This window comes from Mycobacterium sp., from assembly GCF_035653355.1.
Lineage (GTDB): Bacteria > Actinomycetota > Actinomycetes > Mycobacteriales > Mycobacteriaceae > Mycobacterium.
On the sequence record NZ_DASRBZ010000074.1, the window covers coordinates 1 to 13106 of the forward strand.

Annotated in this window: 13 protein-coding genes; 5 read left to right on the forward strand and 8 right to left on the reverse strand. The window is 61.8% G+C overall.

Annotated elements, in window-relative coordinates:
• Positions 1-115 precede the first annotated feature (115 nt).
• Positions 116-727 (reverse strand): helix-turn-helix domain-containing protein, encoded by a 612-nt coding sequence (locus tag VFA16_RS02380; protein ID WP_324966275.1) that lies wholly within the window; start codon positions 725-727, stop codon positions 116-118.
• 171 nt (positions 728-898) lie between these two features.
• Here VFA16_RS02380 and VFA16_RS02385 point away from each other — a divergent pair, with 171 nt between their 5' ends.
• On the forward strand, positions 899-2176 hold the full coding sequence (locus VFA16_RS02385; RefSeq protein WP_324966276.1) for a cytochrome P450: 1278 nt from the start codon (positions 899-901) through the stop codon (positions 2174-2176).
• Positions 2177-2292: 116 nt separating this feature from the next.
• Here the strand turns inward: VFA16_RS02385 and VFA16_RS02390 are convergent, their stop codons facing one another.
• The 3 genes from VFA16_RS02390 to VFA16_RS02400 all read right to left on the reverse strand — a co-directional run bounded on the left by VFA16_RS02390 (position 2293) and on the right by VFA16_RS02400 (position 4654).
• On the reverse strand, positions 2293-3225 hold the full coding sequence (locus VFA16_RS02390) for an LLM class flavin-dependent oxidoreductase (RefSeq protein ID WP_324966277.1): 933 nt from the start codon (positions 3223-3225) through the stop codon (positions 2293-2295).
• Positions 3222-3932, reverse strand: coding sequence for a MaoC/PaaZ C-terminal domain-containing protein (locus VFA16_RS02395; protein WP_324966278.1), 711 nt, complete (start codon positions 3930-3932; stop codon positions 3222-3224). Before VFA16_RS02395 ends, VFA16_RS02390 begins: the two co-directional genes overlap by 4 nt.
• Positions 3933-4060: 128 nt before the next feature.
• Positions 4061-4654: a TetR/AcrR family transcriptional regulator gene (locus VFA16_RS02400; RefSeq protein ID WP_324966279.1), complete on the reverse strand. Its 594-nt coding sequence runs from the start codon at positions 4652-4654 to the stop codon at positions 4061-4063.
• A 167-nt stretch (positions 4655-4821) separates the two neighbouring features.
• Here VFA16_RS02400 and VFA16_RS02405 point away from each other — a divergent pair, with 167 nt between their 5' ends.
• The 3 genes from VFA16_RS02405 to VFA16_RS02415 are packed head-to-tail and all read left to right on the forward strand — an operon-like array spanning position 4822 to position 7880.
• Positions 4822-5847, forward strand: coding sequence for an LLM class flavin-dependent oxidoreductase (locus VFA16_RS02405; protein WP_324966280.1), 1026 nt, complete (start codon positions 4822-4824; stop codon positions 5845-5847).
• Complete coding sequence (locus VFA16_RS02410; protein ID WP_324966281.1) at positions 5844-7040, forward strand: cytochrome P450; 1197 nt, start codon at positions 5844-5846, stop codon at positions 7038-7040. The genes VFA16_RS02405 and VFA16_RS02410 overlap by 4 nt, the downstream gene beginning before the upstream one ends.
• Positions 7041-7055: 15 nt before the next feature.
• Positions 7056-7880, forward strand: a complete 825-nt coding sequence (locus tag VFA16_RS02415) for an SDR family NAD(P)-dependent oxidoreductase (RefSeq protein WP_324966282.1) — start codon at positions 7056-7058, stop codon at positions 7878-7880.
• Here VFA16_RS02415 and VFA16_RS02420 read toward each other — a convergent pair.
• From VFA16_RS02420 to VFA16_RS02430, 3 genes are all read right to left on the reverse strand, one after another.
• Complete coding sequence (locus VFA16_RS02420) at positions 7877-9328, reverse strand: adenylate/guanylate cyclase domain-containing protein (protein ID WP_324966285.1); 1452 nt, start codon at positions 9326-9328, stop codon at positions 7877-7879. The genes VFA16_RS02415 and VFA16_RS02420 overlap by 4 nt on opposite strands.
• 225 nt (positions 9329-9553) lie before the next feature.
• The gene (locus tag VFA16_RS02425; RefSeq protein WP_414687618.1) at positions 9554-10156 is read right to left on the reverse strand and encodes a twin-arginine translocation pathway signal; all 603 of its coding nucleotides are present in this window, start codon (positions 10154-10156) and stop codon (positions 9554-9556) included.
• Complete coding sequence (locus VFA16_RS02430; protein WP_324966283.1) at positions 10153-11112, reverse strand: hypothetical protein; 960 nt, start codon at positions 11110-11112, stop codon at positions 10153-10155. Before VFA16_RS02430 ends, VFA16_RS02425 begins: the two co-directional genes overlap by 4 nt.
• A 1093-nt stretch (positions 11113-12205) precedes the next feature.
• Here VFA16_RS02430 and VFA16_RS02435 point away from each other — a divergent pair.
• Entirely contained in the window at positions 12206-12595 is a 390-nt protein-coding gene (locus VFA16_RS02435; protein ID WP_324966287.1) for a hypothetical protein, read from the forward strand.
• 1 nt (position 12596) lies between these two features.
• On the opposite strand, the gene VFA16_RS02440 is transcribed toward VFA16_RS02435, so the two are convergent.
• Positions 12597-12923, reverse strand: a complete 327-nt coding sequence (locus VFA16_RS02440; protein ID WP_324966284.1) for a DUF732 domain-containing protein — start codon at positions 12921-12923, stop codon at positions 12597-12599.
• Positions 12924-13106: the final 183 nt, after the last annotated feature.

Below are 13106 nucleotides of genomic sequence, written 5' to 3' on the forward strand. Positions count from 1 at the left end.
TTCGTCCGTGATCCCGACGGCACTCCAATCGAGTTCGTGGCCTACCCGAACGGCGAACGAACGTCAGCGGAGATGTGGGGCTACTCAAAACAGTAAGCCTTGCGAGTCCAGTGAATCAGCGCGCCGCTACGGCATCGCCCGGCTGTGGGTCACCCTCCAACTGGTGTAGATAGCGCTCGACGAACGCCACAGTCTCGGCATGGCCGAGCGACATGCCAAGCGCTTGCTCCATCACCAGCACCCGCGAAACGCTCGTAATCAGCACTGACCACACCAAAGGCGGCACCTCGGCGGCATCCATGCCGTAACGCTCCAGAACCGTAGCCACTGCCTTGGTTTGCTCTTCGCGAAAACGCTCAGCGTAGTAGCCGATTTCGGCCTTGAGCGCCTTGCGATGGTTGGCCAGCGCGACGTACTCCATCGTCAGCGCGGTCGCCGCTGGATCGGTGCTGAACCGCCACAGCGCCCACAGCGGCTGAGGCGACCGGAGCGCCTGGGCTTGTAGCCGGAGCCCGTCTTCGCCGCGGCGGCGGAACGCGGCCAAGAACAACTCGTCCATTGTGCGGAAGTAGTAGTGAACGAGCTGCGGCTTGAGCGCCGCCTTCTGCGCGACTCGGCGAGAAGTAACTGCGGCATAACCTTCCTCAAGCATCAACTGCTCGGCGGCGTCAAGCAGGACGGAGCGGTTCTTGGCGTCCGGGGCCCCAATTCGCCGCGCCGATGTCATAGGTCGACTCCGTTCGCTCGAGGGACACGCCGATCGTAGCGGCGCCCCACCGTGTGACCTTGACCATGACAATAGCGCCATGCTAAGCAGGTGCTCAGCACCTTACCTACTCTGGCGTCGTTGTGTATCGCCGTCGACAAACCAACCGCAGCATCGGGAGGCAGACAGAGCATGACCACCTTCGAATCGGTCGATTTCTTCACCGACCCGTCTCTGGTCCCCGATCCGCACCCCTACTTCGACTATCTGCGCAGCATAAACCCGGTTCTGAAGCTGCCGAACTACAACGTCTTCGCCGTCACCGGCTACGACGAGGCCACCGCCGTATACAAGGACACCGACACATTTTCCAACTGTGTGGCTTTGGGTGGCCCGTTCCCGCCGCTGCCCTTCGAACCCGACTGCAACGATCTCAGCGCCCAGATCGAGGCACACCGCGACCAGTTCCCGATGTTCGAGCACATGGTCACCATGGACCCGCCGGATCACACCCGGGCACGGTCGTTATTGAGCCGGCTATTGACGCCGAGCCGGCTGAAGGAAAACGAGGACTTCATGTGGCGTCTGGCCGACCGCCAGCTCGAAGAGTTCCTCGCCGAGGGCGAATGTGAGTTCATCGCTGAATACTCCAAGCCCTTCGCCACCTTGGTCATCGCTGACCTGCTCGGTGTTCCGGAGGAAGACCACAAGCAGTTCCGCACCGTGCTGGGCGCCGACCGTCCCGGTGCGCGAGTGGGTGCGCTCGACCACCAGTCGGTCGGCATCAACCCGCTGGAGTGGCTCGACGAGAAGTTTTGCGCGTACATCGAGGACCGGCGCAGTGAACCGCGCGACGACGTGCTGACCGCGCTGGCGACGGCGAAATACCCAGACGGATCGACCCCCGAAGTCATCGAAGTGGTGCGCTCGGCCACCTTCCTGTTCGCCGCGGGACAGGAAACCACCGCCAAGCTGCTGTCCGCCGCGCTGCAGGTGCTCGGCGACCGCCCGGATATTCAGCGACGGCTGCGCCAGGACCGCAGTTTGATTCCCGCGTTCATCGAGGAGTCACTGCGCTTCGAGAGCCCTGTCAAAAGTGACTCGCGGCTGGCGCGCAGGCCCACGACGGTGGCCGGTGTCGACATTCCCGCCGGCTCGATCGTGATGGTGCTGCCCGGGGCAGCCAACCGGGATCCGCGCCGGTTTGACAACCCGCACGAATTCCGGCTCGACCGCAGAAATGTCCGCGAGCACATGGCGTTCGCGCGCGGCGTGCATTCCTGCCCTGGCGGTCCGCTGGCCCGGGTGGAGGGTCGCGTCTCGATCGAGCGGATTCTGGACCGGATGCACGACATCAAGGTCAACGAAGAAAAGCACGGTCCGGCCGGCGAGCGCCGCTACAACTACGAGCCGACGTACATCTTGCGCGGGCTCAGCGAATTACACCTGACGTTCACGCCGGCTGGGTAAGGGACCGCTTCTCAATCACCGGTTCCGCGAGACTTAAACCGCTGCGACGTCCCTCGTGTCGCCGCCGACGTTTAAGTGTCGCGGAGGCACTACTGAGCGACTGCCCTCACGGCGCCTCAGAGGCTGGCGATCACCCTCGAGGCGAGCAATTCCAGCGTCTCGTCGGATGCCCGGTCATGGGTGAATAGCACCACTTGCTGAAAGCCAAGCTCTTGCAGTTGGTTTAGGCGCTCGACGATCGCCTGCGGCGTGCCGATCAGCCCGCCTTCGTGTAGACCGAAACCCGGTGCACCGAAGCGCTTTTCGGCGATCTGACGGATCTTCGGTAGTGTCTCCTCTTCGGGGGCGAGCGCCATCACCGCCTCCACCGACAACATAATCGTGGCGGGGTCACGGCCGATATCATCGCAGATCGACTGCAGCACCGACAGTTTGTGCTCAAGCTGGCCGAGCGCGTAGGTCGGCACATTCCACACGTCGGCGTAGCGCGCAACCAAGGGCAGCGTGTACTTCTCGCCGACTCCCCCGACGATCACCGGTGGACGAGGCTGTTGAACGGGTCGCGGCACGATCGGCATGTTGCGCACCGTGTAGTGCTTGCCGGCGAAATCGACGACGCCATTGCCGAACGCCTGGGTCAAGATCTCCAGCGCCTCGGCCAAGCGCTCGGACCGTTCGACGAACGTCTCCCAGGGCAGGCCCGTCCTGGTGTGCTCATCTTCAATGGAGCCGCTGCCGATGCCGAGCTGCAATCGGCCAGCCGATATGTGGTCGAGTGTGGTGGCCATCTTGGCCAGCACCACTGGATGGCGAAACTGGTTGCACAGCACCAAGTGTCCGACGCGGATGCGCTGGGTACGGCTCAGTAGTGCGGTGGCCAGGGTCCAGGCTTCCAGGGAAGAAATCTCGGGAACCCCCGGCCCGTACAGGTGGTCGTACAGCCACACCGATCCGATACCGAGTTCCTCGCAGCGCCGAGCGCGATGCAGGACATCGTCATAGGAGAAACCCATCTGGGGCACATAGACACCGATGTCCAAACCCGTCATCGTCGCAGCTCCAATCGTCCGTGAGTGATGGTCTTTACACCTGCGCTGTTCGCCTCGAAAGCGAATGAATGCCGGTCAATGCCATATGCATTCACGGTCAAGTCGGTACCAAGAGGTGTCGGCGAAGAAAACCGCACTGCCACCCGTCGGACCTGCCCGGGATCATCGACCCCGACAAGGCCGAGGACACGATGCGTGCATATCGCCATGGTGCACAGGCCATGCGTGAACAAGAAATCGAAGCCGCTCCCACGCGCCGCGTCGATATCGAAGTGATGCGCCGACCAATCGCCGGACACCTCGGCGTACCGGTGGGCCACCCGCTCATCAATGTGCTGAGTCGCCGAGCCGATCGGATTGCGTCGCGCCGAATCGGGGAAACGGTGATCGCGCGGCACCGATCCCGCATCGGCCATCGACTGCAAACCGAGCAGGACGGTGGTCCACCATTGTTCGACCGTCAGCTCACCCTGAGCATCGAACTGTTCGATGCGAAGCACCACTTGGGTGCCTGCGCGGATCGTCCGCACCGCTGAAATCTGCGACCAGGTGTCCAGCAGCTCATCGGGAAGCAGCGGACGATGCAGCACGATGTCATGCTCGCCGTGCAGACCGCCACGCGCCTGCTCCCACGCAGTTGCCGGAACGTCCGCGTTGGCTGCCTGCTGGGCGCCGAAAGCCAAAATGACCGGAAAGACGACGGGCACGGCTTTTCCCGCAACTACCGCGGCGGTCGTGTCGCCGGTCGTTGTTGCATATGCCGCAATGCAATTCGCATCCAGCCGTCCCGGAAAAGGCCCATGGCGTGAAACCGAACCTAGTCGGATCTGGCTCATCACGGGACGACCGGATCGCCCTCGAGCTGACGCAGGTAACGCTCGACCAGCGCGACAATCTCAGCGTGGCCGGTTGAGATGCCAAGCGTCTCTTCCATGAACAGCACACCTTGCACACCGGTCAACAGGAACGCCACGGCCACCGGCGGCAATTGCTGCGTGTCAACCCCGTAACCCTTGAGAACATTGGCGAAAGTCGTTGTCTGTTCGTCGCGGAACCGCTCGGCATAGTAGGCGAGCTCCGTTCTCAGCTCAGCGCGGTGGTTAGCCAACGCGAAGAGCTCCATGGTGAACACACTGAACGGCGGATTGTTGAACATCCGCCACAACGCCCACAGCGGTTGCGGCGAGCTCAACGCCTTCGTGTTCGCCTTGAAGCCTTGCTCGGCGCGACGGCGAAACACCGCCAACAGCAGGTCATCCATGCTGTGGAAGTAATAATGCACCAGCTGAGACCGCAGACCGGCTTTCTCAGCCACCCGGCGGCCGGTCACCGCCGCCCAACCCTCGTCGAGCATCAACTGCTCAGCCGCGTCCAACAGGATCGTGCGGGTCTTCGCGTCCGAGGGGCCAATTCGGCGCGGCGATGCCATCGTGACGCGTAATCCTTTCCTACTGGGCGGTAATTGAACGACATCGGAATGTCGACCTTACCGAGTCTTGACCGCTCACACGCAGCATGTTAGGCATATGCTCAGCACTTTTAAGCGAGTGCTTAAATCCTACTTGGTGCCGGCATTCCAGCTGGCGGAGGTCGCAAATGTTCTCGATGCGTTTCGATATGCGCGCCTCTGCCATGGGCGCGCCGACGACCGAGCTATACGCGACCGCGATCGACATGTGCGCGTGGGCCGAGACTCGCGGCTGCCTCGGCGCGGTGCTGTGCGAACATCACGGCTCCGAAGACGGCTACTTGCCGACGCCGCTGATACTGGCCTCCGCAGTTGCCGCCCGCACCGAGCGTCTGGCGATCACGTCGGTGGTGATTCTCCCGCTCTACGACCCGGTTCGACTGGCTGAGGAAATGGCGGTGCTCGACATCATCAGCCGCGGCCGCGTCTCCTACATTCTCGGCTTGGGATACCGGCGGGAAGAATACGAGCACTTCGGGGTGGACATGCGTGGGCGCGGACGCATCGCCGACGAGAAGCTGGACTTGCTTCGCCGGTTGCTTGCCGGTGAGGTGGTCGACCGCGACGGACGCCGCATCAAAGTGACACCGGCACCGTACACCGCTGGAGGTCCGATGCTGATGTGGGGAGGTGGCAGTCTGGCCGCCGCCCGGCGCGCCGGAAAGTACGGGCTGCCCTTCCTCGCTCAGGCCAATGTTCCTGGTTCACAAGAAACATACGAAGCCGCCTGCCGCGCGCACGGTCACCCGCCCGGGATGACGTTGTTGCCCGACCGCGACACGCCTGCAGTGTGCTTTGTGGCCGACGATATCGACGAAGCGTGGCGCGAGCTTGGCCCTTACTTACTGCACGACGCGCGCACGTACGCCGACTGGAATCCGGGCAACGAGACCTCAGCCGGAATCGCCGACGTACACACCGTTGAGGAGCTCCGCGCCAATTCCCGCTCGCACCGGATCTTCACTGTCGCCGAAGCCATCAGCCACGGGCGCAACGGCGGCATGCTGACTTTGGCGCCGCTGTGCGGTGGGCTGCCACCCCATCTGGCATGGCCATACCTGAATCGCGTTGCCAACGCTGTGGTGCCGGCGCTGGCCCAAAACGTGGCGGTTCAACCCGGCAAGCCCCCGCAGACAGAAAGGGTGCAGGCATGACACGCGCCGAAACTACCGGTATTTACTACGACCCGTTCGATTTCGAGATCGACGACGATCCCTACCCGGTGTGGAAACGGCTCCGCGACGAGGCACCGCTGTATTACAACGAGAGGTTCAACTTCTTCGCGCTGAGCCGTTATGCCGACGTGGCGCCTGCGCTCAACGACTGGGAGCGATTCCCGTCCGGCCGGGGAACGACTGCCGACCTGCTGCTCAGTGGGGCGGAAATTCCGCCAGGGATCATTCTGTGGGAGGACCCCCCTGTGCATGATCTTCACCGGCGACTGCTGTCAAGGGTTTTCACTCCCCGGCGCATGGAAGCCGTCGAGGGGTTGGCGCGCCAATATTGTGTCCGCGCGCTCGATCCCCACGTTGGCTCCGGCCGGTTCGACTTCATCAAAGACCTCGGCGCCCAGATGCCGATGCGCGTGATCGGTTACTTGGTGGGCATTCCTGAGCAGGACCAGGAGATGATCCGCAAGCGCACCGACAGTCTGCTGACTTTGAAGGAGGGCAAGCCGGCCTTCGACTCCAGCAACTTCGAGCAATCCTATGAAATATTCGCCGAGTACATCGATTGGCGTGCCGAACACCCATCCGACGACTTGATGACCGAATTGCTCAACGCCGAAGTGGAAGAACCAGATGGCACCCGCCGACGACTGACCCGCACCGAGGTGCTCACTTACACCAGCACGATCGCCGGGGCCGGAAACGAGACCACAACACGGCTGATCGGTTTCATCGGCCAACTGCTCTCTGATCATCCCGATCAGCGTCGCGAAATCGCGGCCGACCGCTCCCTGATTCCGCAGGCCATCGAGGAAGTCTTGCGATTCGAAGCGCCATCGCCCGTACAGGCTCGATACGTCGCCGACGACGTCGAGTACTACGGTCAAACCGTGTCCGCGGGCTCAATCATGTTGTTACTGAACGGGTCAGCTAACCGAGACGAGCGGCGTTTCGCCGACGCCGAGCGATTCGACATCCACCACAGCGGCTCTCATCTGAGCTTCGGGCACGGGTTGCATTTCTGCCTCGGTTCGGCGCTGGCACGCATGGAAGCGCGCGTCGCGCTCGAGGAGGTGCTCAAGCGCTGGCCTGACTGGCAGGTCGACTATGACAACGCGGTCAGAGCCCATACCGCCAGCGTGCGTGGATGGGCGCGCTTACCGGTGCTCACCGACTGACGAAACCGGACGACAATGCCGGGCAAGACGATCGTTATCACGGGCGCCAGCGACGGCATCGGCGCCGCAGCGGCGCGTCGCTTGCGTCACGCCGGTGAAAACGTTGTCGTGATCGGCCGGTCCGAGACCAAGACCAAGGCGGTGGCAACCGAACTGGATGCCGACTGTTTCGTGGCCGACTTCGCCGATCTGGCCCAAGTGCGAACATTGGCACAACAGTTGCGCTCGCAATATCCGCGCATCGACGTGCTGGCCAACAATGCCGGCGCAATGACAGCCAAAATTCAACTGACAGACGACGGGTACGAAAAGACCTATCAGGTCAACTATTTGGCACCGTTTCTGCTCACCACGCAGCTACTGGATCTGTTGGTCGATTCCCGCGCCTCGGTCATCAATACTTCCAGCGCGTCACAGAAGCTGCTCAGCAAAGTCAGCATCGACAACCTGGAGAACACTAAGCGCTACCGGCCCAGCAAGGTCTATGCCCTCACCAAGCTGGCAATCATTCTGTTCACCAAAGAGTTACACCGGCGATACCACGATGCTGGGCTATCCGCTGCGGCGTTTCACCCCGGCTATGTCGACTCCAACTTCGGCCCCGCGTCAGGATCGCGGACAATTGCCATCATGCGGCATACCCCGACACGCTGGTTTACCGCGACCGCGGATCAAGGAGCCGACCAGCTGGTCTGGCTGGCGTCAAGCACACCCGGCGTCGACTGGCTATCGGGCGAGTACTACTCCCGGCACAAGGCCGCGAAACCAAATCGGGCAGCGAACAATTCGGCGCTAGCCCGCGAACTCTGGGACCGCAGTCTGGCTGTCGTCGCCACCTAATCAGGACCTTCGTCCGCTGGCGCCGAGACGTGGGTGGTATCCGAGCGGCCGCGTAGCACAGTGGAACCCTGCGGTACCCAATGCTCGCACTCCGTCGAGTCAGCGCGAGCGATAGCGGCATCTGAACACAGTATTCGCCTATCCGTACTTTTCGCGAGATCGGCTAGTCGCGCCGCTTCGTTGACGGCGTCACCGATCACCGTGTATTCGTAGCGGTTCTCGGCACCGATGTTGCCGGCAAAGACCGGACCGGCCGAGACACCGATGCCGAAGTCCACCAAGGGTAATTCGCGCAGCCGTGTGCCCAGCGCGCGTGCTGTTTCCAGCGCAGCCGATGCTGCGCCATCAAGCCGCAGCGGCGCCCCGAACACTGCCAGCGCCGCGTCGCCTTCAAACTTGTTGATCGACCCGTGCCTTTCGTCCACCTCCGCGACCACGATCCGGAAGAAGTTGTTGAGCAGCTCAGCGACCTCGTCAGGTGGACGGCTCGCGGCCAACCGTGTCGAGCCCACCAAGTCGATAAAGAGGATCGCCGCTTCCACGACCTGGCCGGTAAGCGATCCATCTTCTTCCACGGCGCGACGAGCTACGTCCACACCGACGTGTCGACCGAAAAGGTCGCGCAGCCGGTCACGTTCGCTCAGCCCCGCGACCATCCGGTTGAATCCTCTTTGTAGCCGGCCGATTTCGGAGCGCTCATAGACGTCGACGAAGGTGCTCATTCGGCCATGTTCGACCTCCGCCATCGCGCTCACGACGTCGCGAACAGGGTCTGAAATCGACTTGGCGACAAGGATGACCCCCCGCAGGCCCAGGAACACAGCGACAAGCGACAGCACCAACACCGGAATCTCGACCGACGCGTTTTTGTGGATGATCCAGCCAAGTGATCGCAGAAAGATCAGGGCCGCAATGGCCGCGCTGGGAAGGGCGCTGCTCAGCAGCCACATGCCGATCAGTCGCGCCAACACGCCCGGTGCTGCCACCAAGCCCTCGAAACCCTCTGTGGTGGCAGCAGCGATGATCGGACGCAGAGTACGCTGCGTGAGCAGAACGGCGGTGCCCGTCGCAGCAGACCAACCGAATAACACGGCTAAGCCGGTCGAGACTGCAACTATGAACCCGCCGTTGAGGTCCAGCAGGGTAAAGATCACGCCGCCGGCAACCCATATCGCCGCGAGGATCACCGATTGATTACGCATGATCTTCATCGCCATACGACGTTGATTCGAATCAGGTTCACGCCCGGGGATAAACCAGCGAAGTGACGGAGCAATCGTCATGACTGCGCCCACCGCGACGGCGACGGTTCCCGCCACAACCAGCACTATCGCTGTTATCGCGTTCTTGGCGCTCAAATGAACGGGTGCTGCGCCGGCTGTATGACCGGTGAGCGCTACCGCGATCACGAGGATCTCGGTGGTGGCAACGAGATGAGCGAATACCAGTGCGCCCGCATATCGGATCGATACTCTGGCTGCGCTCCTTCGGTGCGCTTCTCTGGGCGCCACCGGACTACGTCGCCGTTCGGTGACCAGATCCCGAAATCGGTCCAGCATGCCCACGTGAAGAACGTAGCGTAGTGGCAGCCGGCCCGAAAATGCCGGCTGAAGACCTCCAGGCGCACATCGAATATGACTAGGTGTGGCGCCCGTCCCCTTTCAGTCGCCGCCCTAGACGGGGTTAAACGACGAAATGAGCCATTTTCCATTAGCTTTCGTCAATGTGACCAAAACGCTGCTTGAGGTCAAGCTTGGTTCTGGCCGATCCTTGCTTACCGTGCTCTGGTTGACGAATACCAACACGACGGCAGAGTCCGGATGTAACTCTGACACGGCGGCGCGAACCACGACCGCATTCGTCTTCACGGACTTCTGCTTGGCAGCGGGAGCGACGATCTGCTCGGTGAACTTGTTGTAGTACGACAAGAAGTCACCGGTCAAATGAGACTTGGCCGAAGAAAAGTCGCGGTCGAGAGTGTCTGGCGAATACGACAATACCGCGACGGTCCCGTCACTGGCCGCGGTGACTGCGGACTTGGCCGCCGCAGCATCGGTGTCCCTATCCGGTAGATATTGGAAGTAGAGCAAACAGGCCGCCAAGGTCGCCGAAGCCACGACCAGCAATGCCAGCAGTGCAGCAAGCACCTTATCGCGTGACAGCTGCTTCACGCGGCCGGTGATGCGCGCCCGCCGCCCCGGCTTTGCGGTCTCGACGTGTTCGGTCGCCTCGGCGCCGGCTGTTTTCTCGGCCAGCGACGTTTCTTCTGCTGTCACGGCACAAACTCGACTTTCGACATCTTGAGCTGATCGCCGTCGCGGGCCAGCGTCACTATCAACCTGAAGTTACGCGGATCCTGCTTGGCGCCCGCCGCATTGGTAACTTCTGAGGTGGATGCGACCAGCACTACCGCCGAGTCGTCTGTCATCGAGTCCAAGTCGACCGCCGCCGCCTGAACGGTCCCCCGCTCGACCACCTTCGACTGCTCTACCACCTTCGTGAAATCGCCTGCCATTTTCGCGAAGTCGTCTTTGAACGAGCCGGTGGAGTCATCAAGGATGCGCTGCACTCCATCTTTGGCGTTGTTGAAGTCTAGCGATGTCAGCGTGACGACGCCCTGCCGCGCCGCTGCAGCGAACTCCGCCGCAAGTTGGCGACGGTGCGCCGCGTCACGATGCTCCAGCACCATATAGACACTGCCCGCGGACGCGGCGAGAATAACGATGATAGCCAGAATTGCGGCAGTGGTGGACAGTCGGGGACGACGCCAACGTCGATACCATGCCGGCTTGTCCACCGCTACGTCGGAACCAGCGCCGGGCTCCGTATCGGCTTCGCGTTCGACCACGGCATCGGTCGCACTCTCGTCGGTCTCGACACTTGCAGCGCCGGCACCCTCCGGCTCACTCTTTTGCGGAGTACGTTCCACCTGGCTCTTTTGCGGAGTGTCTTCCATCTCGCGCTCGCGCGCAATGACTTCGGTTTCTTTCTCGGCAGTTTCGGCAACTTGTGACTGGCCTTTTTCCGTGGCCTCCGCGAGTTCCGCCTGGCGGCGCAATTGAATGGCGCGAGCTCGGGCGCGGGCGGCAGCTGCGAGAGCCTCGGCCTCAGCGGCCTCTGCCTCCGCCTGCTCGGCCAGCGCCCGCATCTCGGCAGGGGTGCTCGGCGTTTCGTCCTCGGTCACCGGATTCGACTTCTTATCAGCAGCGTTTTCACGGATGCCGGCGCTCAAAACTCACCAACCCACAAGGGGCGCCGCTCTTGTGAACGATGAGGCGCAAAATAGTGAACCGCTCCACCGCTCACCGCTGACGTGGAAGGGCGATGCTGGCTGAGCCGGATTCGGCGCGCAGACTGCGACTGATCGCCTCGACGCCGAGTCAGCATGCGACCTCCTCACCGTTCGGCCGGTCTAGGAGAGCCACGTTATCATCTCCTGCCGCTACGAATCGGGGAGTCGTCGAGCGAGGCGTTAGAGATGCTGGCGTGCAGAAATACTAGTCTCATGCCTAATAGATCGAGTTGCGAAACCCGTGGCGCGTCAGGGCAACAGCCTGACTATGTTGCATGCCGAGGCTATTGAGCCGCTTCATTCGCTCTAGGCCGAAGTCGCGTACGGCGACGGTCACGTCAGGTGAGTCAGCGCTTACTTGGTTCAAAAGCGATGTCGCCGTCTCCGCGAACACTTTACTTATTGTGGTTCTCAAGAAGCGACGCTGGAACTACTGTTTTTCTATGGCCCTCGACTCTTTCGCCCGTCGAAAACCGACTCAAGTCCCAAGAAAGGTAGAGTTGCGCGGATTCATGGCGCTTGCGGCTATAACAGGGCTATTGGTTGCAGCACCGATGTTTCCCGCCGGGAAGGCGTCGGCGTTTTGCGACGCGGCGGACTGTGTGCCGAACGTGGCTCGTGACGTCGTCCCGGGCTTGCCCTGCGAGTCCCGCCACTTCTACGTCTTTGGCTTGGATTCCAACTCCAGGACGTACGTGTGCAACCTGGCGAGCGTTTGGACACCGACCGGGCCCCTAGTCGGTATACGGGAGGTCGCGCTGGCGTGTGATGCGATGGATCAGTCGGCGCAGGAACCTGACGGAACCCCGCTCAAGTGTGCACAGGTCAACAGAACCCTGCGCTGGGTGCACCGCGACGATACGCCCGGCTGAGGGCCTCTCCAGAGCGGTTTGGTTCGCAAAAAGGCGGTAGGACCATGAGAGCCGGTGAGACAATCACCGGAAGTATCGGGATGCGTGACAGCGCTGGTCTGCATTGAGGAGCGGAGGAGCGAGTGACGACCAGAAGGTCGGCCCTGGGCATCGGTTCGGCAATGCTTTTGGCAATCGTGGCTGCGATACCGACTACCGCGGCGGCGCAAGCGGACGACCAGCCGGTGATGCATCACGTCAAATACGTGCTGACCGCTTCCAACCCGATCTACGCGGATATCTACTACCTAGACCAAGAGCCGTCGGTCTTTTCGGATTACAGTCACAACCCTTACGATTTCGTCCCTAATGTCCAAGCTGATGTCGGTCCCGGGTCCCCGTGGACCTACGACTTGGACCTGGCGAACCCTTTCCAGTGGGCGTTTTTCACCGCCAGTACCGGGCACGAACCCGGCACGCCGATGTTTCACTGCCAACTCTTGGTCGACGGGGCCATTGTCGACAAGCAGGACGGCCCCAAGGGCGTGCGCTGTTCTATGCGTCCCTTCTAATTCACCGCCCACCGGCCTGCGCTTCAGAAATGGTGTCGGGGCACAACTCGAGCTGGGCGGCGCTCACGATGACGCTGCTCGCCGCACCGAGTTGAAAGGCCATCGCTTGCTTTTGTTGAGGGGTGGCGTCGCTGCGCAGGTCGTTGCAGATGGCGTGACCGAGTTTGAGCGTCAACTGTTGGCTCTCAACGGTGGACACATCGAACCCGTATCGATTTAGCAGCATCAGATAGTCGCTGTCTCCGGCAGCGTGGGCCACGGCGATCCCGGACATAGCTGCGCTTGCGAGGCTCGCGAGGACCAGTAGGGCCGCAATGACAAGCCGCATGTTTGCCTCCACCCCTGCTCTTCGCATCCGTCACAGCGTAATCCGCGGACGCTCTCGAACGACCCGAGTTATCTGAAATTCTGGCTAGGTTGTGACATACCAACTCTCGCGATCACCGAACCAGGTCCATGCCAGATTGATCGTTCTAGCCGACCTTCGTCAAAGTGAAATAGAGCGGAGTCG